Source organism: Aliiroseovarius salicola (assembly GCF_027891095.1).
GTDB classification, from domain to species: domain Bacteria; phylum Pseudomonadota; class Alphaproteobacteria; order Rhodobacterales; family Rhodobacteraceae; genus Aliiroseovarius; species Aliiroseovarius salicola.
This window is the reverse complement of record NZ_JAQIIO010000005.1, coordinates 241,500-262,801: the sequence shown is the minus strand read 5'-3', so window position 1 is coordinate 262,801 and position 21,302 is coordinate 241,500. Positions and strand designations below refer to the sequence as shown.

The following is a 21,302-nucleotide window of genomic DNA, read 5'->3' as shown; positions in this document are numbered from 1 at the left end:
CTTAGCGCCGCGCGGCTTTTTCGTCCTGGTACATCGACCACAGGAAATAACCGATGAAGACCAGCATGATCAGGAACAGCACCACAGAGATGGCAGAGCCGTAGCCCATGCGGAAGCCGTATTCCGACAGGGCCTTTTCGAACATGTAGAAACTCAGAACGCGGGTTGATCCAAAGGGTCCACCATTGGTCATGATCGAGATGAGGTCAAACGAACGCAGCGCGCCGATGATGGTGACCACAAAGGCGATGAAAGTCGCAGGTTTCAATTGCGGCAGGATCACATGCCACAGCATCCGCCAGCGTTTGGCACCGTCCAGACGACCCGCTTCGATCTGCTCGGGGTCCACCGCATTGAGACCCGTGAGATAGAGGATCATGCAGTACGCAGTCTGCGGCCACAGGCCAGCAGCAATGATACCGTAGGTCGCCAGGGTGGGATCTCCCAGCACGTTGATCGGACCAAGGCCGACAACGCCCAGCACTGCATTCAATAGTCCCTCACGTGGCAGGTAAAACCAGCTGAACACGAGGCCAACAACAACCTGACTGAGCACGAAAGGGAAGAAGAAGAGGGACTTATACAGCCGGATGCCAACAATGGTCTGGTTCAGGAAAAGGGCAATGAGCAGCCCTGCGGGAATGGCCAGCAGGTAGAGCGCCAGCCATTTCACATTGTTCCACAGAGAAACTTCGAAAGCGCGGTCTGTCATCAGCTCCTGATAGTTGCCAATCCCGACAAATGTCGCCTCTCCCAAGCCGTCCCATTCATAGAGCGAAATATTAAAACTCTGCAGGATCGGAATGATCACATAGATCGTGAAAAACAATATGCCGGGCGTCAGGAACAGAAGCGGTGTCAGGGTCATCCGGTTGCGCCGGACCCAACTCATTTCTGCACGTTTGGTGGCCATTTCGTTCCTCCCGTGGACACGTCATGGGAAAACCCGATTGGTTGGGCTTGCCGATGGCGTGGCTGATGTGGATTAAAAGGGAGGTGCCCCGTGCAGAATACACGGGGCACCAATAAGACGTGTTACTTGTAGATCCGCTGCCGCGCGCTCTCGAGACGGTTCAGGATGTCTTCCAGATTATCCGGGAACACCATGAATTCTTGCAGACCTTCCATGCCGATCGAAGCCATTTCGGCCGGGAAATCGCGGTCGAAGAACTGTGCAATACCTCCGGTCGCGTTATTCGACAGCATGTTGAAGCCTTGTTGCAGGAACTCGTCATCACCCACAGAGGCATTTGCGTTGACTGGAAGCTGGCCCAGCCCATCCGCTGCGTTGATTTTCGATTGTACATCTGGCGACGTCACGAATTGCAAGAAGGCGCGGGCGGCTTCTTTGTTCTGCGCGTTCGATGCGATGTGGAACGTATCGGTTGGTGCGTCTTCCCCCATCGGGACATCAGCGATCTTCGGGAACTGATAGAAGTCGATCTGATCATCACCCAGACCCGCTTCTCGCAGGTGTGGTACAACGAAGTTGCCCATCAGATAGGCTGTCGCTTCGCCATTCACGAAGAAAGGCAGCGCTTCTTGCCAGCTGTATGTCTGGTGATCGTCGATGAACGCGCCCATATCAATCAGTTTGCGCCAGTTGGCGAATGTGGCCCGGACCTCATCAGACGTCCACTCTGCTTCACCGGTTGCAAGCTTCATGTGGAAATCGAAGCCGTTGGTGCGCATGTTCATATAGTCAAACCAGCCACCGGCGGTCCAAAGGAACTTCGATCCGATGGTGTAGCATTTGCGACCCGAGTCGACGATCTTTTGGCAGTTGGCAATCTCTTCATCGAAGGTGGCGGGTTCGGTCAGGCCCAATTCGTTGAAGATGTCTTCACGGTAATAGATGCCCCACTGATAATAGGTGTATGGAACGCCATATTGCTTGCCGTCCATGGTCATCGCGCCTTTGACGCTGTCCAGTCCCTGCAGGTCGCCATTTGTGTACATGTCCGAGATATCCTCGAACAGGCCGGCACGGACATAGGGACCCATACGGTTGGCAGCATACCAGTTCACCACGTCAGGCGGATTGGCCGTAAGGGCATTGCGGATCTGGCTTTTCCAGGCCTCACGATCAACCACTTCCAGTTCGACAGACAGGTCTGGGTGCATCGCATCAAAGTCCGAAGCCATTCCTTCCATGATGGCACGTGGCGCCGGGTTCGACATGTCAGAGATGATGCGCAGGGTGCCCGACAGCTCGGCCATTGCGGGGGTGACGAGGCCAGTGGTCAGTGCCAGAGCGGCGGCTGCCTTGGTGACTTTATGGAACATGGTTTCCTCCCTTTTGTTCCGACTAATTCGGTGTTGACTTATGGTTCCAAATAATGAAACTAAATCTCAACTATTGAAAACAGTGCCGTGAGAAGTTAACGTTGTCAACAGTCTCATGGGTGAGGAAGCCTTTGGGGCAAGGAGAATAACGCTAATGAATGCGACTGCGAAATCGGATGGAACTGTTGGTAAAGCATTAAGAATGCTCGACCTTGTGGCAGAGTTCGGCCGTCCGGTGCGGTTTACGGATATTCTTGCAATGTCTCCGCACCCTAAGGCGACGACCTACCGTTTGCTTCAGACTCTGACGAATCAGCACATGCTGGAATTCAACGAAGGTGACGGAACCTATGCCCTTGGCGGGCGGTTGATGCGGCTTGCGCATGCGGCTTGGAAAACGGCTTCGCTTGCGCCGATCGCACGACCTTTCATCGAGGATCTGGCCGCTGAGGTGGGGGAAACCGTGCACCTAGCGCAGATCGATCAGGGGCAGGTGCTGTTTGTCGACAAGCTTCAGGCGACTGACCGGTTCGAAACATTGGCCCAGGTTGGCAAGATCGCCCCGGCCTATTGCACCGGTGTAGGGAAGGCGATGCTGGCCTTTCTGGCCCCAAAGCGGCTGCAACTGGCGATGTTGCAGCAGGCTTATTTCCAATACACCCCTGCCACGATCACAAATGCCGCCGCTTTGGAAAGTGAACTGGAGCAAATCCGCGCCAGCGGCATCGCCTATGACCGTGAAGAACATGAAGAAGGCATCATCTCAATCGCAGCCCCCATACTGTCGTCCAATGGACGGGTGATCGGCGCGCTTTCGATTGCCACCGCTACCACCCGACACTCGTTAGAAGGTCTTGACGCGTTCCGCGTGCCCCTTCTGGAAACCGCCGAAAAGATTGGGGCCGAAGCCACGCATTGGCAATTCCCCGCATAGAACCCAACGGAGAGAAATAAATGTCCGGAGTCACCCTAAATCAAGCCATCAAACGCTATGGCGATGTGCAGGTCATTCATGGTGTCGACCTTGAGATCGACCATGGTGAGTTTTGCGTTTTTGTTGGGCCGTCGGGCTGCGGAAAATCCACCCTCTTGCGAATGATTGCGGGTCTCGAAGAGACGTCCGCTGGCCAGATCTGTATCGGGGGAAGCGATGTCACCCATGTGGATGCGTCCGAACGGGGCGTGGCGATGGTGTTCCAGACTTATGCGCTCTATCCGCATATGACAGTAGAACAGAATATGGGGTTCGGGTTGAAGATGAACGGCTACCCCAAAGCTGAAATAGCGGCAAAGGTCGGAGAAGCGAGCCGCATCCTGCAACTTGACGATTATCTCAAGCGTAAGCCCAAGGCACTTTCCGGTGGTCAACGTCAGCGGGTCGCCATCGGCCGGGCTATTGTCCGCGGCCCCGAGGTGTTCCTGTTTGACGAACCGCTCTCTAACCTCGATGCCGAACTGCGGGTGGATATGCGGGTAGAGATAGCCCGGCTGCACAAAGAAATCGGCGCCACAATGATCTATGTGACCCATGACCAGGTCGAGGCGATGACACTGGCCGACAAGATCGTCGTGCTCCGGGCCGGTCTGATTGAACAGGTCGGAAGCCCGATGCAGCTTTACAATGATCCGGACAACAAGTTTGTGGCTGGCTTCATCGGCTCGCCCAGCATGAACTTCCTCGAAGGCGTGGTGCAGGGTGGCAAGGTTGTCGTCCCTTCACTTAGCGGGCGCGAAATATCAACCGATGTGACACTACCGGCCGAGGGCAGCGCCATCCTTATGGGTGTACGCCCGCAGCATATGACCATAGAAGCTGGTGATGGAGGGGCCATACTTGACCTGCGTGAAAGACTGGGTGGCGTATCCTACGATTACCTGGTGGCAGGGAACGGCGAAAAAATCATCGTGGAAAACCGCGAAGAAGATACCTTGCCCGAAGGCAGCTCTGTCATTATCGGTTTCGAGGATGCAAACTGCATGTTCTTCGACGCAAAGACAGAACAGCGCCTTCGCTGAATTTGAAACGAGGCGGGCGAGTGCCTTAAAGCAGTTTTGGGGAGGCCAGTGAAAGCTGACCTTATGTCTCGTTCGAACACGAGTTCCACGCTGGGTCGCAAGATCACTGCGTGGTGCTCACAAACATAATGCCCAAGTGATTGTTTAGAAAATGAATCTCTTTCTCTTAACGAGGTCATGGAGCTTCATTCACGCAGTGACACCAAATCCGCTGAGACTTCTACAGAGGATTTTGAACGTGAGGCTCTTGCCAAGCAAGCGGCAGCTTGTGCGGATCAGAAATGAATTTTCTGCGGAATGTCCCACGGTTCAGAAAACGTTGGAAACTTCCTGGCCGGAAGATCAAAGAAATATTTGAATTCGGGGAAGAAGTGGCAGCCCGTAGGGGAATCGAACCCCTCTTTCCAGGTTGAAAACCTGGCGTCCTAACCGATAGACGAACGGGCCACTCTGTCGGTGAGGCGGGTTTTATGGAAAACAAACCCGCCGCGCAAGGGGGAAAAGCGGCTTTTTGCAAAAAACTTGAAATCCGTTTTTTGTCAGGCAGTTGCGGCATCGTCCAGGCGCAGTTGCGGGCTCGAACGTCCCTGCCAGTGATTCACTTCAAGTTTACCGGCCAGATGAAACCGTTGCCCCCCGGAGTTTTCCAGAAGGGGGCCAAGTGGCCCATCAAAAGCACCAAAGCAAATGGCGTCGATCCGCGCGCCCATTCCGTCACCGAAACTCAGTTTCAAGTGGTTCTGGCCCACTCGTTTGGCAAAAAACACCTGTACATCGGGAAAGGCAAATCGTGGGGCAGGGGCAGAGGCCCCAAACGGCCCAGCCTGTTCCAGCTCTTCGATCAGGTCGACGGTAACGGCGGACGGCATCAACACCCCATCCAGTCGAAGATCAGCGGCGCCCTGAAGCCCGGATCCCTGTTTGGCGAGCAGCTCGGTCAGGCGTTCCATAGCTGTTTCCAATTGCGCACGAGACAGGATAAGGCCCGCCGCCATTTTGTGGCCACCCCCCTTTTGAATGATGTCGTCGGCAGCAAGCCGCTGGATTGATGCCCCCAGATCGACACCGGCAATCGAGCGGCCGGAGCCTTTGCCATCATCCCCATCAAACCCGATCACCACGGCGGGGCGGTTGGTGGCTTCTTTCAGACGCGAGGCGACAATCCCCACAACTCCCGGGTGCCATCCGTCACCCGCAGCCCAGACCAGCGGGGCATCCAATCCGCGCTCTTCAGCCTGTTCCATCGCCATTTCCTGCACGCGGGCCTCGATTTCGCGCCGTTCGGCGTTGAGGTCATTCAGTCGCGCGGCAATGGCCTGTGCTTCCTGAGGATTTGTGGTGGACAAAAGGCGCGCTCCGAGGTCTGCCTTGCCAATCCGCCCCCCGGCATTGACCCGTGGTCCCATCATGTAGCCAAGGTGATAGGCGCGCGGCGCTTCGTTCATTCCTGAGGCGTCCGCCAACGCCACCATTCCACAGCGTGCGCGTCGTGCCATGATCTTGAGCCCCTGACGCACCAATGCCCGGTTCGCGTCGATCAGAGGGGCAACGTCGGCCACTGTGCCCAAGGCGACGAGATCCAGCATGGACAAGAGGTCTGGCCCGTTGCGTTCAGCGTCGCGCAGTATCCGGCCCAGCTCGACCAACATGAGGAACACAACGCCTGCGGCACAAAGATACCCGGGTGCGTCCAGCTCATCCTGACGGTTTGGGTTCACCACGGCGACCGCAGAAGGGAGCGTTTCGCCGCCAAGGTGGTGGTCCAGCACCACAACATCGGCCCCTTTTGCTTTGGCGGCTGCAATTGGTTCGTGGCTCAGCGTTCCGCAATCGACGCAAATAATCAGGCTGTGCTCAGCGGCCAAGGCCTCCATTGCAGGCACATTCGGACCATAGCCTTCGTCAATTCGGTCGGGGATGTAGAGCGTGACCTCGCGCCCCATCTGCCGAAACCAGTCGATGAGCAGTGTAGCAGAGGTGGCCCCATCCACGTCGTAATCTGCAAAGATTGCAACGTTCTCATTCTGATCAAGTGCCTGAAGCGTGCGCTTGGCGGCCAGCTCCATATCCTTCAAACCACGGGGATCGGGCAAAAGGGCTTTCAGCGTTGGGTCGAGGTATCCGGCTGCCTCTTCGGGGCCAATACCGCGCACCGCCAGGATCTTGCAAAGGGGCAGGGGGAGTTGGGTCAGTTGGTGCAGGTGCTCTGCCTGGCGTTCGACCTCAAGTCCGGGGCCTATCCAACGCCGTCCTGTGACAGAGTCTTCAATGCCAAGAAAACTCATAAAAGAACCTCGGACACGGTGCTGACGGTCACAAACTCTCCTGCAATGTGGTCAATTGCGGACTGGTGGATCAGCTCGGGGCCCACAGATCCGCCGCCTCGCCATGCGGTGTTGGCGCCTTCGGAAAAGGCCGCACAGGCGTCATGTACCAGTGTGACGTTAAAGCCGAGATTTGCCCCCATGCGGCAGGTCGTGGAAACGCAATGTGGAGTGGTGATCCCTGCGACCACAAGGTCAGTGATGTCCTGATTGCGCAGCCGGGCTTCGAGATCAGTACCGATGAACGCGGAATTGGCGGATTTTTGGAGTACCGGTTCGTCAATTGGCGCAATCAGCGGGTGCAGTGCAACACCGGGCTTGTCCGGCCAAAGTGGGCTGTCCGGGTTTGTTGATACGTGCTGAATGATGAAAACGGGCCAGATCTTGCGACGCCAATGCGCCAAAAGCTGCCCCGCTTTTTCTTCTGCATCCGGATTGTTGCGCGCACCCCAATAGGGATCGTCAAATCCCTGTTGAATATCGACGAGGATCAGAGCGCGCGACATTTCGTAATCAGCTCACCGAGGCGGGGTTGCGATAAATCATACGGCGGACAGAACCGGTTTTTGACCGCATGAGCAGGGTTTCCGTGGTCAGGAACCCCGGTTCGCGCTTGATGCCAGAGACGACCGATCCATCGGTCACGCCAGTGGCGGCAAAGATCACGTCAGCAGTAACCATCTCGTCGCGCGTATAGATGCGATCCAGATCGGTGATCCCTGCCTTGGCGGCACGACCACGCTCATCATCATTGCGGAAGGTCAGCTGCCCCCACATCTGGCCGCCCATACATTTCAGAGCGGACGCCGCCAGAACTCCTTCTGGTGCGCCACCGCGCCCCATATACATGTCGATCCCGGTGATCTCGGCTTCGGCGCAGTGAATGACACCGGCGACGTCCCCGTCGGTGATCAGGCGAATCGCAGCTCCGGTCGAGCGGATGCCTTCAATCATTTCCTCGTGACGCGGGCGTTCCAGTACACAGACGGTGATGTCAGAATGATCGCAACCACGTGAGGCAGCCAGTGCCTTTACGCGCTCGGCCGGGCTCATCTCAAGGCTCACCACATCCTTCGGATAGCCCGGGCCAATGGCCAGCTTTTCCATGTAGACGTCAGGGGCGTGCAGCAGCGTGCCGCGCGGTGCCATGGCGATCACGGTCAATGCGTTGGGCATGTCTTTTGCGGTCAGGGTGGTGCCTTCCAGCGGGTCAAGTGCGATGTCCACGGCGGGGCCTTCGCCCGAGCCGACCTCTTCACCGATGTAAAGCATCGGAGCTTCATCACGTTCACCTTCGCCGATGACCACCGTGCCCTGGATGTCCAGAAGGTTCAGCTGATCGCGCATTGCGTTCACAGCGGCCTGGTCTGCGGCCTTTTCATCTCCGCGCCCAACCAGCGTGGCTGAGGCCATCGCGGCGGCTTCGGAAACACGGGCCAGACCCAGCGACAGCATGCGGTCGGCGAAAACGACTTTATCAGCCATAAGAGCAATCCTCGAATAATGTAGTTGCCGATGGGTTTAAGCGGGGGGCGCAGATGGAGCAAGGGAAATGGGCGTTCTTCGCGCCAATAGCCTAAGAAACTGGTCCCGCCCCCTTCCTCTTGCCTAAAATATCCCGGGGTGAGGGCGTCGCCCGAGGGGCAGAGCCCCTTTTGCACGCGCCTCCAATAAAAAAGGCGCCTCGATCAGGGCGCCTTTTAAAAAGTGATCAAGCGGTGATTCACACTTCTTCAATGCGGATCGCCACCGGGGCACCATCCACCACGCCGGTATCGTCCAGACCAGTGATCGCCGCATCCAGAGCATCACGGGTGCACTTATGGGTTACGATCAGGACAGGTGCTTTCTCTTCCTCGTGGCTGATCTGGCGCATCCGGTTGATCGACACGCCCGCATCACCCAGAACCGCCGCCACTTTCGCAAGGGCGCCGGGTTTGTCCAGCAGCGTCATGCGGATGTAGTACGGCGCGGGTTTTGCGGCCTTCGCCCCGTTCACCGGACGCAGGGTTGTTGCCAGTTGCCCAAAGGTTGGCAGATTAAAGCCGCGCGCGATGTCCATCACATCCCCCATCACCGCACTTGCGGTTGGGCCTTCACCGGCACCGGGACCGCGCAGCACGACCTGTTCGATGGCGTCGCCTTCGAACACCACCATATTGGTTCCGCCTTCCAGCTGCCCCAGCGGAGAGGTCGCGGGAACAAGGCAGGGTGACATACGTTGCTCAAGCCCACGACCGGTCATCTGAGCCACACCCAGAAGCTTGATGCGGAAGCCCATTTCGGCTGCGTGTTCGATGTCTTCCAGCTGAATGCGCTGAATGCCTTCCAGCTCAACCGCGTCAAAATTCACCTGTGTGCCGAAAGCAATGGACGACAGGATCGAGAGCTTGTGGCCTGCATCGATGCCGCCCACATCAAGATTGGGGTCAGCTTCCAGATATCCCAGTTCGGCGCATTCCTCAAAGAGCGCATTATAGCCGCGCCCGGTGGCCTGCATCTGGGTCAGGATATAGTTACAGGTGCCGTTCATCACGCCCATGACGCGGGTAATCTCATTGCCCGCCAGCCCTTCGGTTAGCGCTTTGATCACCGGAATGCCCCCGGCCACGGCAGCCTCATAGCGCAGGCCAACGCCAGCCTCTTCGGCCGCCAACGCAAGGGCCTGACCGTGATGAGCCAGCAGCGCCTTGTTGGCGGTGACAATGTCCTTGCCCGCGGCAATCGCCGCTTCAACTGAATCTTTTGCGGTGCCTTCGTGCCCACCCATCAGCTCGACAAATACATCCACATCGTCGCGTTTGGCCAGATCGACCGCATCGTCTTCCCAAGCGTAGTCTGACAGATCCATGCCGCGATCCTTGTCTTTCGAACGCGCAGAAACCGCCGTGATCACCACCGGACGACCAGCGCGGGCTTCCAGCAGATGTGCCTGACGGCGGATGATTTTCACCACACCAATGCCAACGGTGCCAAGCCCCGCAATGCCAAGACGAAGCGGCGTGCCCAGGGCGGAAGTGTCACTCATGTTGTTCTCCATCAGATATGGCTAAAAGTCGCGTCCCGCGAGGTCTAGCGAAAGGTGGCACAGGACGCAATGCGGTCAATGACGGATTGCGACAGAGAGGTGTGATATTCCGGCCAAACACATGGGTGGCGCCAATCAGCGTCGCGCAAGTGCAGCCAACATTCGCGCCCGCGTGTCACTGTCCACGATTGGAGTGCGCAACGCGTTTGCCCGCGCCCGTAAAGCGCGGGCACGCCCTTCAAGCGATCCAGTCAGGCTGGGGATGTCGATTGCGGCCGGTTGGCTTGCCAGAAGAGCATCCAATGGCTGAATGGTGGGATAGTCGGCACGTTTTGCGGCCTCTGAAAGGTCAGTCCCCACATTCGGAGGTGAAGAGCAGGCCGCAATGCCAATCATGCTGGCGATGGCCAGTCCCCAAAAAGGCGTATTGAAAGGTTGCGACATCTGTTCTCCCAAATACCACGCGATGCGGGTATTTGCCTGCTCACATAAGGATTGCGGCGACCATATCCACGGGTTCAGGTAGGGGCAAGTGGTGCAGAGGGTTTTCGGCAAACCCTCGCGGTAAAAGGGGGTTTTATTTGAACAATCGTTCAGTTAATCTTTGTGTATGGCACGTAAAACAGGATCTCACAGCGAAATCACCGGCCCGAAAGTGCGCGATGCAGCCCTTCGTTTGTTTGCACGTCATGGCTACGCCGCCGTGTCGATGCGCCAGATCGCACGAGAGGTCGGGGTGCAGGCCGGGGCTTTGTACCTTTACACAAAAGATAAGCAAAGCCTTCTGTTTGATCTTATGCGCACCCATATGGACGAACTTCTGGCAGCATGGGCGGCCACTCCCAAAGGATCAACGCCACTGGCCCAGCTTGAGGATTTCTCACGCTTTCACATCCATTTTCATTTGGATCGCCCTGACGCGGTGTTCATCGCTTATATGGAATTACGGAATCTCTCCGATGCGAACTTTGCCACGTTGGAAGCGTTGCGCCGCGAGTATGAACGCGAGTTGGAGCGGATCCTCGAAGCGGGTCACGCGGCCGGAATGATCAACGTTCCTGATACGCGTCTTGCCACGATGGCTGTGATTGCCATGCTGACCGGTGTGAACACATGGTATCGAGAAGGTGGACGTCTCAGTCAGGATGCTGTGGCGGACATCTACTGGGACATGGTGCGTGGCGCGGTTGGGGCGTAATGCCTGACTGCGGCATCTGGACTCTGCCCGCGTGACGTCCGATATATAGGGAATGTCTCTGCCACCCGGTTTCCTTGATGAATTGCGCACGCGCCTGACCCTGTCTGATGTGGTGGGTCGTAAAGTCATGTGGGACAAGCGGAAATCGCAGCCGGGCAAAGGCGATATGTGGGCACCGTGCCCGTTCCATCACGAAAAAACCGCGTCTTTTCATGTGGATGACCGCAAGGGCTTTTATTACTGTTTTGGCTGCCATGCCAAAGGGGATGCGATCTCCTTTGTGAAAGACACGGAAAATGTGGGCTTCATGGAGGCGGTCGAAATCCTCGCCGGTGAGGCCGGGATGCAGATGCCCGCCCGTGACCCACGCGCTCAGGAAAAGGCCGACCGCCGCACGCAGCTTGCCGAAGTGATGGAGATGGCCGTTGGGCATTTCCGCCTGATGCTCAAGACCGGGGCAGGGGCCGCAGCCCGTGAATATCTTTCTGGGCGTGGATTGGATGAAGCCGCGCAGGAGAGATGGGAAATCGGTTTTGCCCCTGATCTGTGGCAAGGCCTTTGGGACCACCTCAAGGGCAAGGGGGTTGCTGACGATCTGATCCTCGGGGCAGGGCTGGCCAAACCCAGCCAAAAGGGTGGCAATCCCTACGACACGTTCCGGGGACGGATCATGTTCCCGATCCGCGATGCGCGAGGACGTTGCATTGCCTTTGGTGGCCGGGCGATGGATCCGAATGACAACGCGAAATACCTCAACAGCCCGGAAACCGAGCTCTTTGATAAGGGGCGAAACCTGTACAATGTCGGCCCCGCGCGGGCGGCGTCCGGCAAAGGTCAGCCGCTTGTGGTCGCCGAAGGCTATATGGATGTGATTGCGATTTCCGAGGCTGGGTTTGGTGCGACGGTTGCCCCGCTTGGCACTGCAATCACAGAAGACCAGCTGCATTTAATGTGGCGGATCAACCCCGAACCGGTGATCGCGCTTGATGGTGACACCGCAGGACTGCGCGCCGCGATGCGGGTGATTGACCTGGCTCTGCCATTGCTCGAAGCGGGTAAGGCGCTGCGGTTTGCCATCATGCCCGAAGGGCTGGACCCTGATGATCTGATCAAGGCGCAAGGGCCGCAGGCAATGCAAGCTGCCATCGATCAGGCGGTGCCGATGGTTGATCTGCTGTGGCGTCGCGAAACGGAGGGCCGCGTGTTTGACAGCCCAGAACGCAAGGCGGCGCTCGATAAGGACCTGCGCGAGGTGATTTCGCGAATCAACGACCCCTCGATTCGCACCCATTACGGGCAGGCGATCAAAGACAAACGGTGGGAGCTGTTTCGGTCGCGTCCGCAATCCGGAAAGGGCAAAGGAGACTGGAAACCCGGCGGGGGGCGTGGCTTCAGGAAAGCTGTTGATCCAGTTCTGCCCACCACGAAAAGTTCCATGCTTGCCGGTGGAAGTATCGAGGCTGAAGAGATGCTGCGGGAAGCAGTGATCCTCGCGGTTCTGATCACGCGCCCGGACGTGCTTGAAAGCTTTGAAAGCCAGATCGAACGTATCGACATGATTGGCCCAGATCATGGGGTTATGCAGCGCGTTTTATTACGCCACGCATCGGATGGCCCAGAGGCGTTGCGCGACGCGATAATCGCGCAAATTGGTGCCCAGCCCCTTGAAAAGCTGTTTCGCCTCAACCATGTGCAGATTGCCCCGGCCATTCGCATGGCCGAGGATGATGAGATCGTGACGGCCTGTTTGAAAGAAGAGCTTATGAAGCTCGATGCGATGCGCGGCGTTCAGCGCGAGGTGACGGATGCGACTCATGACCTGGACGGGGTGGCCGATGAAGGCGTTACCTGGCGGCTGCGTGAAGCTGCCGAGGCGCGCAACCGGGCATCCCGAAGCCAGACCGAAGACAAGACCACATATGAACGGGCTGAAAACGGATTGCTGATCAGCCGTGAAGAGAAGGACGCGTTTGACAAAATGCTTGCCAACCTGCCGATGACCAAAGGGAAAGGATCCTGAAGCAGGAAACTGGGGCAAATTTGCGACGTTCGTGCAGAGTGCATCGTGAATTCCCCCGAAAAACACATTACATGGGTTGGCGAATCAACGATTCGATTGTTTGATTCGACAACCCGAATCAACCGCCAACCGATTCGCGCCGGGAACCATACTGGATTTCAAAGGCCACAATCGGAACGCTGTGCAAGGAGTGCCCATGGCCGCCAAAGACACCGCATCGGACCGCAAGGACGATCAGGACGCCGAAAACATCGGTGATATGAGCCAAGCCGCCGTCAAGAAGATGATCGCTGAGGCCCGCGAAAAGGGCTACATCACCTATGATCAGCTCAATCAGGTTCTGCCCCCTGACCAGGTGAGTTCCGAGCAGATCGAAGACGTGATGTCGATGCTTTCTGAAATGGGCATCAACATCATCGAAGATGAAGAGGCCGAAGAAGAGGAAAAGGGCTCGACCGAACTGGTGGTGAAAAACGCCGGGGGAGAGGTGGCCGTTGCCACTGCCGAGACCGAAAAACTCGACCGTACTGATGACCCGGTACGCATGTATCTGCGTGAAATGGGCTCGGTAGAACTTCTGTCGCGCGAAGGCGAGATTGCCATTGCCAAGCGGATCGAGGCCGGCCGCAATACGATGATCGCTGGCCTTTGCGAAAGCCCGCTGACCTTCCAGGCGATCACCATCTGGCGTGACGAACTTCTGAACGAAGACATTCTGCTGCGCGACGTCATCGACCTTGATGCCACCTTCGGCAATCAGCTCGATGATGATGACGAGGAAGAAGAAAGCGTATTGGATGGTGCCGCCGCCGGTGCTCCAAAGGCCGAGAAGAAAGAAAAAGAGCAAGAGCTCGACGCGGATGGCAACCCTCTGAACAACACCGACGACGATGACGACGAGGATGAAGCAGCCAACATGTCGCTGGCCGCGATGGAGGCCGCACTCAAGCCGCGTGTTTTGGAAACCCTCGAACTGATCGCACGTGACTACACGATGCTGAGTGAAATGCAGGATCTTCGCATGAGCGCCACGCTTAACGAAGATGACAGTTTCACCGACAAGGAAGAGAAATCCTATCAGAAACTGCGGTCTGAAATCGTTGAGTTGGTGAATGAGCTTCACCTGCATAACAACCGGATCGAAGCGCTGATCGACCAGCTTTATGGCATCAACCGCCGCATCATGTCGATCGACAGCGCCATGGTGAAACTGGCCGACCAAGCTCGGATCAACCGTCGCGAATTCATCGAGGCCTATCGCGGACGCGAACTGGACCCGACTTGGTTCGAGGACATGACCCAGAAACCCGGTCGTGGCTGGCAGATGTTCATCGAGAAATCCGCAGATAAGGTTGAAAAACTGCGCGGTGACATGGCTCAGGTCGGTCAATATGTCGGCGTCGACATCCCCGAATTCCGCCGCATTGTGCAGCAGGTTCAGAAGGGTGAAAAAGAGGCGCGTCAGGCCAAGAAGGAAATGGTCGAAGCCAACCTTCGTCTGGTGATCTCAATTGCCAAAAAGTACACGAACCGCGGCCTGCAATTCCTTGATCTTATTCAGGAAGGTAATATCGGCCTGATGAAGGCGGTGGACAAGTTCGAATACCGCCGTGGGTATAAGTTCTCGACCTATGCGACCTGGTGGATCCGTCAGGCGATCACCCGCTCGATTGCCGACCAGGCCCGCACGATCCGTATCCCGGTCCATATGATCGAGACGATCAACAAACTGGTCCGTACCGGTCGCCAGATGCTGCACGAGATCGGTCGCGAGCCGACCCCGGAAGAACTGGCCGAAAAGCTGCAGATGCCGCTTGAGAAGGTGCGCAAGGTGATGAAGATCGCCAAGGAGCCGATCTCTCTCGAAACGCCGATTGGTGATGAGGAAGACAGCCAACTGGGTGATTTCATCGAGGACAAGAATGCCGTGCTGCCGCTCGACAGCGCCATTCAGGAAAACCTCAAGGAAACCACCACCCGCGTGCTTGCCTCGCTCACGCCTCGTGAAGAGCGTGTGCTGCGGATGCGTTTTGGTATCGGTATGAACACAGACCATACGCTTGAGGAAGTCGGCCAACAGTTCAGCGTAACCCGCGAACGGATCCGCCAGATCGAGGCGAAGGCGCTAAGGAAACTCAAGCACCCGAGCCGGAGCCGCAAGCTGCGCAGCTTCTTGGATCAGTAATCAAAAACGCCCCCGTTAGGGGCGTTTTTATTTTTTTGGGGTAGCTGATTGAATATTTCTTTGTTCATCATCGTCTGGTTCTGTGGCGTCAGTATTGTTAGCTATTTCTTGATGTTTCTGGATAAACGAAGAGCTGAACGAGAAGAGTGGCGCATCAGCGAAATCACACTGCAGATGTGGTTTCTGCTCGGGGGAGCGCTCGGTGGTAAAATCGCCCAGACGCGGTTGAGGCATAAGACAAGAAAACAGCCATTTGCCAAGGTTTTGAACGCTCTGGTAGCGATTAACCTCGTGGGTTTTGGTGTGCTTTTGACAGAATACGGGCGTTTGTTCGTTGCTTTGCATTTCCTGCGCTTCCTCCATTGGTTGCTATGAAGGGCGCACATACCTTGTGCCAAGCCCAATCTGCGGCCAAACTGACCGTAAAAAGGATCAAACATGTCACTCTTCTCCAAACTCTTCGGCGGAGGAACCTCTGATAAAGGCAAAGTCGATGAACCCGAGCTTTACAACGGCTATTCTATTTATCTTGAACCCGCCAAGGACGCCGGCGGCTATCGCATAGGCGCGCGGATCGAGAAGGAAATCGACGGCGAGCTGAAATCCCACCTGATGCTGCGCGCGGATGTGCTGGGATCAGAAGAGGATGCCAAGGCTGAAAGCCTGCGCAAGGCGAAGATCTTTATTGATCAGATGGGTGATCGGATTTTCGGGTAGAGCGCAGATGTCGACCCTCTTCTCCATCTCGACCTCTGGTCAGGGGCTGTACGAATTCACACGAGACGTGAGCCGATTTGTGGACGGACAGGGGCTGCGCGACGGTCTGCTCACCCTCTTTGTCCGCCACACCTCCTGTTCGCTGCTCATTCAGGAAAATGCCGAACCCGAAGTGCAGACCGACCTGAGGAACTTTTTCCATCGGTTGGTGCCGCCGAGCACTGACCCCTCCATGTCGTACCTCACCCATACCTATGAAGGCCCCGACGACATGCCGGCCCATATCAAGGCGGCGATGATGCCGGTCAGCCTGAATATCCCTATTCTCAAAGGTCGCCTTGCTCTGGGCACATGGCAGGGGATTTATTTGTTTGAGCACCGCGACCGCCCGCACAACCGGCAGGTGGCCGCTGTTGTCGTCGCGTCAAGTTAGGGGAGCATATCCAGATATTTCCCACTGGACAGGGTGAAATCTTCATTTAGCGGCATGCAATTACCCTCTACACAAACCCTAGTGGTGCCCCTATAGTGGCTGTGGATAATTGGGCGAAGACCCACGCCATGGGGCGGATTATACCGGCCTTGGCAGTCATTCAAAGGAAGGGGACGCCAAATGCGCTGCCCGTTTTGCGGTAATATCGACACTCAAGTAAAAGACAGCCGTCCGGCAGAGGACCATGTGGCCATTCGCAGGCGCCGGTTTTGCCCCGCCTGTGGCGGTCGCTTCACAACCTATGAGCGCGTGCAGCTGCGTGATCTGGTGGTGATCAAATCCAACGGTCGACGCGAGGATTTCGACCGGGAGAAGCTGGAGCGGTCAATCCGCATATCCATGCAAAAACGCCCTGTAGAACCCGAGCGCATTGATCAGATGATTTCAGGCATCGTGCGCAGGCTGGAAAGTATGGGCGAAACTGACATCCCGTCAAAAACCATCGGCGAGATTGTGATGGAAAGCCTCGCCCGGATCGATACGGTGGCCTATGTCCGCTTTGCTTCGGTCTACAAGAACTTCCAGGCGGCGGATGATTTCGACAAATTTGTCAGCGAACTACGCCCTGACTATCCCGCTGAAGAAGAGTGAGTGATCTAAGATACATGAAGCTCGCGCTGTCCCTTGGGCGGCGCGGGATGGGGCAATGTGCGCCGAACCCAGCAGTGGGCTGCGTATTGGTGCGGGACGGACGCATCATTGGGCGCGGCTGGACACAGCCAGGGGGGCGACCCCATGCAGAGGTTGTTGCTCTGGCACAAGCCGGGGACGCCAAAGGCACCACCGCTTATGTGACTCTCGAACCCTGCGCGCACCACGGCAAGACACCGCCCTGCGCTCAGGCGTTGATTGATGCGGGCGTGTCCCGTGTTGTGGTCGCCTTGGGAGATCCCGATCCGCGCGTGGATGGTGGCGGTATCACCATGCTGCGCGCCGCTGGGATCGATGTGACCATAGGCGTTTGCGAAGATGAGGCGCGCCGCGATCATGCCGGGTTCCTGCTCAAGACCACCGAAGGGCGGCCATGGGTGACGCTCAAACTCTCCAATAGTTTTGATGGGCGCATTGCAACCGCCACCGGTGAAAGCCAATGGATCACAGGACCAGAGGCGCGCCGCTACGTGCATGCCCTGCGTGCGCGCCATGACGCGGTGATGGTGGGCGGCGGAACAGCGCGGGATGATGATCCAAGCCTAACCGTACGTGGGCTGGGTGTGAGCAGGCAACCCACCCGCATTGTACTTTCGCGTCACCTGGACCTGCCGCAGGACAGTCACCTGTCCCGCACCGCCAAGGACGTCCCGGTGATCCTTTGCCATGGGGGCAAAGCGCCAAAGACACGCATTTCCCATTGGCAGGAAAGCGGGGCCACATGTGTTGAAGTTGGCGAAACAGAAGGGGTTCTGGATCCAGTGCAAGTGCTTCAGGCCCTTGGAACCCAGGGACTGACCCGGATCTTCTGTGAAGGCGGCGGAGGACTGGCCGCCTCGCTATTGATGGCCGGGCAAGTGGATGAGTTGATCGGCTTTACCGCAGGTATCGCACTCGGTGCTGAGGGTCGCCCTTCGCTTGCAGCCATGGGGATTGAACGCCTTGGTGACGCCCCCCGTTTCAAGCTCGTCGAAACCCGCAACCTCGGAGGGGACGCGCTGCACCGTTGGGCGCGATCCTGAGCCTGCTTTTTCTTGCAGAAAATACCTCGGGGTGAGCCTCGAAGAGGCGAGGGGCAGAGCCCCTTTTCATCTCCACAGATACGCATAGCTGGCGAGCAGGCCCTGCAGCTTGGCCAACATTCGATTTCCTCGCCCGGGGTGAGGCAAGTCCCCTGCGATCAGACGATCCAACACCACTTCGACAGGGCAGGCTGTTTTTGTGACAGGATCAAAGTAGCGTGGATAGTCTATCAATGCGGCATGGACCAGTGCTTGCAGGGACGGACGGGCGCTGCGTCGCGCAGGGATATCACCAAGATCCCGTGTCAGCCCCCATCCAGCATAAAACGGTGCCCCAAGGCAGGTGACATCCACACCCTGAATGAGCGCTTCAAATCCAAGTGTCGACGTCATGGTCCAGACCGCATCGACCTGATCCAGAAGTGCCATCGGATCTGCGTCATGGGCGACAAGATCCGCAAGCTGGGCAGCGGCATCCTCAGAAATCTTGCCCTCACGCAAACCCGCCTCCACATCTGGATGGGGTTTGTAGACAATCGTGGCATCAGGATTGTCCTGACGGACCCGCTGCAACAGAGCGCGATTGGTTGAAACCTCAGTAGTGCCCAACCGGATCGACGCGTCATCTTCCACCTGTCCGGGCACAAGAATGCGCTGTCCTTCAGGAAGGTGGCTCAGGTCGGGTGCCGATCGGGCGAGGTTGTATTTGCCAATTTTGGCTGCGCGAAGTTGAGAGATGAGCCGGTCTGCACGATCTTTTGCGTAATCAGGAAGGGTCACACGTGCTGTGATCCAATGTTCCAAACGGCTTTCTCGTGTGGGGTCGTAGTAAATCCCCAGATCATCCCGGACGAGAGACAGAGGGGGGATCAGATCCGCACCAAGCCCGCGAGAGCGTAAAAAACCGTCTTCAACGCGAAAAAGCGGTGCCTCTCCCCTGTGTTCCGGTTCTTCCTTACCCGCCCACACCATCAATGGTTTGCCGACCAATGCAGCGCCTTCCGCAGCGCGACCAGCAGTGTCGTCAAAGATCATGGACGGTGCCGTGCCCTGAGCTGAGAAAAAACGTGTCAGAGGTTTGCGCTTCCAAAGCCGCATCCCCGAGGCGACATATCCTTGGTGATCCTCCCGCCACGCCCTGGCGCGAGCTTCAAGTGTGTCGATCACGGTTTCGATCTCGCACAACCTGTCACGATAGGGATCATACCAGCTGGGATAGAGGATCATAGCACCCGCAAAGAGTTGCGCGCGCGTTAGCGAACGACCGCGCCGGTTGGGTGGATGTGCATCTTGTGTCAGCCCCCATCCAGCATAGAAGGGTTGACCAAAAACATGCGGTTTGTGCCCGGCCAAAATGGCCTCAAACCCCATTCCAGAGCTGACCGTGTAGACAGCCTTGGCCCCAGACAGAAGCTCCCATGGGCTGACCGGGTCTGTGATAAGGTGAACATGATCGCTTTCGTCCTCGGTCCCATAGTAGCCCTGTCGGTGTCCACGTTGGGTTTCGGGATGAGTTTTGATCAAGATGCGGTCATAGGGATGGGTCAACCGGGCTTCGACCAGCATATCACGAAATGTGCCTTCGGATGCCCCAGCATGCGGGATCGACGCATCTCCGAGGGTCTGGTCGATCACCAGAACATACGGAGCGTCAGGGCAGGGCAGTGCCGGATCAAACGCGTTGTATTTTGACAGTTGTGCTGTCTGAAGCCGCGCCATCGCATTCCGGGCGCGGTTCAGGAGAGCCGTGTCGTCCAGCGGGTTTTCGGCAAGAATCTGTTCCAGCCGTGAGGGGTGGGAGCTGTCAAAATGCACGCCGAGGTCATCAAGCAGAAGCCCCAGAGGTGGCTCCCCCTCGCGTCCAGGCAGGACCGAACGTAAGAAAGCGTCTTCAACCCGCAAAACCGGGCTGTCCTTCCAGTCTGACACCCATTCACCGCGTCCAGAAGTGGGGCTCTTGCCCCAGGTGCCAACCCAATCCCCGTCATTCGGAAGCCCGACATCCACTTTCCAACCTGACAATGAAAGGATCCGGCGAATGCGGGGTTGGGTCAGAAAACCGCCATTATAGACACAAAGCCGCCGGGAAGGTGGCTTCCCGGCGGCTGAAAGAGATTTCACGGTTTGTGTCAACGCGTGCTGCCTATTTTACAGAATTGCCCAATGCGGCAATTGACCCGGCAGAGGCGAGGGAGCCGGTGATGGTCGACAGAAGCTTGGTCCACTGAACGTAGGGGGCTTCGGTCACATACAGCGTGTCGCCGTCGCGGATCACAAAGTCACGGGCCATGAACATGCCGTTGGGTTCGGTCAGGTTCAGTACATAGACCATGCGTTGCGGACCAATCAGATCGCTGCGGCCGAGCACACTGTTGGCGATCTCTGCAGTCTCGTTGCGGAACACGAAGACTCCGGTTGGATCAGCGACATTGCTTTGCAGTCCACCAACCTGCGCCAGCGCCTCGATAGCGGACAGGGTCTTGCTTTCGAACTTCACGCGGCTTTGCCCGCCAGTTGCGCCTAGGGCAGTATAGGCGCGGGTATCGGCCTCAACCAGAATGCGGTCACCGCCGCGCAATGCGATGTCCAGCGCGGGGTTGTTAAAGAGATCTTCGAACCAGACTTCACCGGTCTGATTGCCGCGAGTGACCCTGACCTTTGCAATTTCCGGTGCGACCGATACGCCGCCCGCAGCTGCGAGCATGGCGCTAAGGGTGCGTGTCGGGCGCTCAATCGGGAACACGCCTTGACCGGTGGCGCCCGTCAGGGTGACGGTTGTCCCATTCCCGGCAGCACGAGCGACCATGACTTGTGGATCTGGTGTCTGTGAAGCGAGTTTTTCCGTCACGATGCGGCGAATGGTTTCGGGGCTGTTGCCTGCGGCCCTGATACGGCCAGCATATGGGATGAATATATATCCATCTCCATCTACCTGAATTTCGCTCAGGCTTGCCGGAGCACCTGCTGTGGTCAGAATGCCCGCATCAACATTTTCCCAGATAGAGATGCCAAGCACGTCACCGGGGCTGATTGTGTCGGATCCAATGATGCCAGCATTCAGAAATGCATCATCAAAGCCAAGCGCGGGCACCACAGCGGTCGCACGGGTCACGCGGTCGTTTATTGATACGATAAAGGCATCGCCTTGTTGTTCGACGCTTCCTGCATAAATCTCGGATTTGTTGGGGCCGACCCGTGGCAATCCACAAGCGGCAACGGTGCCTGCCAGCACCAAAAGCGCCGCACGGCGCGCTATTGTTTTGCCCATGTTCTTCACTGCTCGGGCTCCTCTTGTGGCCAGCCAGCTCGGGAAATGAGGGGAGGCCATTGTTTTCATTGTTCTTATTGGAAATATTATGCTG

19 protein-coding genes and 1 tRNA gene are annotated in these 21,302 nt (G+C 57.2%); 10 read left to right on the top strand and 10 right to left on the bottom strand.

What is annotated here, in order from left to right; all coding sequences use genetic code 11:
* Position 1: 1 nt before the first annotated feature.
* Both O2N63_RS11685 and O2N63_RS11680 read right to left on the bottom strand, forming a co-directional pair.
* On the bottom strand, positions 2-913 hold the full coding sequence (locus O2N63_RS11685; protein WP_271054445.1) for a carbohydrate ABC transporter permease: 912 nt from the start codon (positions 911-913) through the stop codon (positions 2-4).
* A gap of 122 nt (positions 914-1,035) precedes the next feature.
* Positions 1,036-2,286, bottom strand: coding sequence for an ABC transporter substrate-binding protein (locus O2N63_RS11680; RefSeq protein ID WP_271054444.1), 1,251 nt, complete (start codon positions 2,284-2,286; stop codon positions 1,036-1,038).
* Positions 2,287-2,440: 154 nt separating this feature from the next.
* Here O2N63_RS11680 and O2N63_RS11675 point away from each other — a divergent pair, with 154 nt between their 5' ends.
* A complete protein-coding gene (locus O2N63_RS11675) occupies positions 2,441-3,220 on the top strand; it encodes an IclR family transcriptional regulator (RefSeq protein WP_271054443.1) in 780 nt (259 codons plus the stop codon).
* A 20-nt stretch (positions 3,221-3,240) separates the two neighbouring features.
* Positions 3,241-4,302, top strand: a complete 1,062-nt coding sequence (locus O2N63_RS11670; RefSeq protein WP_271054442.1) for an ABC transporter ATP-binding protein — start codon at positions 3,241-3,243, stop codon at positions 4,300-4,302.
* A 372-nt stretch (positions 4,303-4,674) separates the two neighbouring features.
* On the opposite strand, the gene O2N63_RS11665 is transcribed toward O2N63_RS11670, so the two are convergent.
* From O2N63_RS11665 to O2N63_RS11640, 6 genes are all read right to left on the bottom strand, one after another.
* Positions 4,675-4,749: transfer RNA gene (locus O2N63_RS11665), tRNA-Glu, on the bottom strand.
* A 92-nt stretch (positions 4,750-4,841) separates the two neighbouring features.
* Positions 4,842-6,587 (bottom strand): single-stranded-DNA-specific exonuclease RecJ, encoded by a 1,746-nt coding sequence (gene recJ, locus O2N63_RS11660; protein WP_271054441.1) that lies wholly within the window; start codon positions 6,585-6,587, stop codon positions 4,842-4,844.
* Positions 6,584-7,132, bottom strand: coding sequence for a cysteine hydrolase family protein (locus O2N63_RS11655; RefSeq protein ID WP_271054440.1), 549 nt, complete (start codon positions 7,130-7,132; stop codon positions 6,584-6,586). Before O2N63_RS11655 ends, recJ begins: the two co-directional genes overlap by 4 nt.
* Before the next feature lie 7 nt (positions 7,133-7,139).
* Entirely contained in the window at positions 7,140-8,111 is a 972-nt protein-coding gene (glpX, locus tag O2N63_RS11650; protein ID WP_271054439.1) for a class II fructose-bisphosphatase, read from the bottom strand.
* A 238-nt stretch (positions 8,112-8,349) separates the two neighbouring features.
* Entirely contained in the window at positions 8,350-9,636 is a 1,287-nt protein-coding gene (locus O2N63_RS11645; RefSeq protein ID WP_271054463.1) for a homoserine dehydrogenase, read from the bottom strand.
* Between the two features lie 153 nt (positions 9,637-9,789).
* Positions 9,790-10,098 carry a hypothetical protein gene (locus O2N63_RS11640; RefSeq protein ID WP_271054438.1) on the bottom strand — a complete coding sequence of 103 codons (309 nt, stop codon included), beginning with the start codon at positions 10,096-10,098 and terminating at the stop codon, positions 9,790-9,792.
* A gap of 166 nt (positions 10,099-10,264) precedes the next feature.
* Here O2N63_RS11640 and O2N63_RS11635 point away from each other — a divergent pair, with 166 nt between their 5' ends.
* From O2N63_RS11635 to ribD, 8 genes are all read left to right on the top strand, one after another.
* Positions 10,265-10,852 carry a TetR/AcrR family transcriptional regulator gene (locus O2N63_RS11635; RefSeq protein WP_271054437.1) on the top strand — a complete coding sequence of 196 codons (588 nt, stop codon included), beginning with the start codon at positions 10,265-10,267 and terminating at the stop codon, positions 10,850-10,852.
* A 52-nt stretch (positions 10,853-10,904) separates the two neighbouring features.
* A complete protein-coding gene (gene dnaG / locus O2N63_RS11630) occupies positions 10,905-12,872 on the top strand; it encodes a DNA primase (protein ID WP_271054436.1) in 1,968 nt (655 codons plus the stop codon).
* A 196-nt stretch (positions 12,873-13,068) separates the two neighbouring features.
* Entirely contained in the window at positions 13,069-15,057 is a 1,989-nt protein-coding gene (rpoD, locus tag O2N63_RS11625; RefSeq protein ID WP_271054435.1) for an RNA polymerase sigma factor RpoD, read from the top strand.
* A gap of 111 nt (positions 15,058-15,168) precedes the next feature.
* On the top strand, positions 15,169-15,432 hold the full coding sequence (locus tag O2N63_RS17575) for a DUF1294 domain-containing protein (RefSeq protein ID WP_408629814.1): 264 nt from the start codon (positions 15,169-15,171) through the stop codon (positions 15,430-15,432).
* Between the two features lie 63 nt (positions 15,433-15,495).
* On the top strand, positions 15,496-15,774 hold the full coding sequence (locus O2N63_RS11615; RefSeq protein ID WP_271054433.1) for an HlyU family transcriptional regulator: 279 nt from the start codon (positions 15,496-15,498) through the stop codon (positions 15,772-15,774).
* A gap of 7 nt (positions 15,775-15,781) precedes the next feature.
* A complete protein-coding gene (locus O2N63_RS11610; RefSeq protein ID WP_271054432.1) occupies positions 15,782-16,207 on the top strand; it encodes a secondary thiamine-phosphate synthase enzyme YjbQ in 426 nt (141 codons plus the stop codon).
* A 180-nt stretch (positions 16,208-16,387) separates the two neighbouring features.
* Positions 16,388-16,858, top strand: coding sequence for a transcriptional regulator NrdR (gene nrdR, locus O2N63_RS11605; protein ID WP_271054431.1), 471 nt, complete (start codon positions 16,388-16,390; stop codon positions 16,856-16,858).
* 14 nt (positions 16,859-16,872) lie between these two features.
* The gene (gene ribD, locus O2N63_RS11600) at positions 16,873-17,940 is read left to right on the top strand and encodes a bifunctional diaminohydroxyphosphoribosylaminopyrimidine deaminase/5-amino-6-(5-phosphoribosylamino)uracil reductase RibD (RefSeq protein ID WP_271054462.1); all 1,068 of its coding nucleotides are present in this window, start codon (positions 16,873-16,875) and stop codon (positions 17,938-17,940) included.
* A 66-nt stretch (positions 17,941-18,006) separates the two neighbouring features.
* Here ribD and O2N63_RS11595 read toward each other — a convergent pair whose 3' ends face one another.
* Positions 18,007-20,061, bottom strand: a complete 2,055-nt coding sequence (locus O2N63_RS11595) for a capsular polysaccharide biosynthesis protein (protein WP_271054430.1) — start codon at positions 20,059-20,061, stop codon at positions 18,007-18,009.
* A 22-nt stretch (positions 20,062-20,083) separates the two neighbouring features.
* A complete protein-coding gene (locus O2N63_RS11590) occupies positions 20,084-21,208 on the bottom strand; it encodes a polysaccharide biosynthesis/export family protein (protein ID WP_271054461.1) in 1,125 nt (374 codons plus the stop codon).
* Positions 21,209-21,302 lie beyond the last annotated feature (94 nt).

Excerpts from the sequence above, each read along its gene's own strand:
- O2N63_RS11685 (WP_271054445.1), bottom strand. The coding sequence starts at position 913 with ATGGCCACCAAACGTGCAGAAATGAGTTGGGTCCGGCGCAACCGGATG.
- O2N63_RS11680 (WP_271054444.1), bottom strand. The coding sequence starts at position 2,286 with ATGTTCCATAAAGTCACCAAGGCAGCCGCCGCTCTGGCACTGACCACT.
- O2N63_RS11675 (WP_271054443.1), top strand. The coding sequence starts at position 2,441 with ATGAATGCGACTGCGAAATCGGATGGAACTGTTGGTAAAGCATTAAGA.
- O2N63_RS11670 (WP_271054442.1), top strand. The coding sequence starts at position 3,241 with ATGTCCGGAGTCACCCTAAATCAAGCCATCAAACGCTATGGCGATGTG.
- recJ (WP_271054441.1), bottom strand. The coding sequence starts at position 6,587 with ATGAGTTTTCTTGGCATTGAAGACTCTGTCACAGGACGGCGTTGGATA.
- O2N63_RS11655 (WP_271054440.1), bottom strand. The coding sequence starts at position 7,132 with ATGTCGCGCGCTCTGATCCTCGTCGATATTCAACAGGGATTTGACGAT.
- glpX (WP_271054439.1), bottom strand. The coding sequence starts at position 8,111 with ATGGCTGATAAAGTCGTTTTCGCCGACCGCATGCTGTCGCTGGGTCTG.
- O2N63_RS11640 (WP_271054438.1), bottom strand. The coding sequence starts at position 10,098 with ATGTCGCAACCTTTCAATACGCCTTTTTGGGGACTGGCCATCGCCAGC.
- O2N63_RS11635 (WP_271054437.1), top strand. The coding sequence starts at position 10,265 with ATGGCACGTAAAACAGGATCTCACAGCGAAATCACCGGCCCGAAAGTG.
- dnaG (WP_271054436.1), top strand. The coding sequence starts at position 10,905 with ATGTCTCTGCCACCCGGTTTCCTTGATGAATTGCGCACGCGCCTGACC.
- rpoD (WP_271054435.1), top strand. The coding sequence starts at position 13,069 with ATGGCCGCCAAAGACACCGCATCGGACCGCAAGGACGATCAGGACGCC.
- O2N63_RS17575 (WP_408629814.1), top strand. The coding sequence starts at position 15,169 with ATGTTTCTGGATAAACGAAGAGCTGAACGAGAAGAGTGGCGCATCAGC.
- O2N63_RS11615 (WP_271054433.1), top strand. The coding sequence starts at position 15,496 with ATGTCACTCTTCTCCAAACTCTTCGGCGGAGGAACCTCTGATAAAGGC.
- O2N63_RS11610 (WP_271054432.1), top strand. The coding sequence starts at position 15,782 with ATGTCGACCCTCTTCTCCATCTCGACCTCTGGTCAGGGGCTGTACGAA.
- nrdR (WP_271054431.1), top strand. The coding sequence starts at position 16,388 with ATGCGCTGCCCGTTTTGCGGTAATATCGACACTCAAGTAAAAGACAGC.
- ribD (WP_271054462.1), top strand. The coding sequence starts at position 16,873 with ATGAAGCTCGCGCTGTCCCTTGGGCGGCGCGGGATGGGGCAATGTGCG.
- O2N63_RS11590 (WP_271054461.1), bottom strand. The coding sequence starts at position 21,208 with ATGGGCAAAACAATAGCGCGCCGTGCGGCGCTTTTGGTGCTGGCAGGC.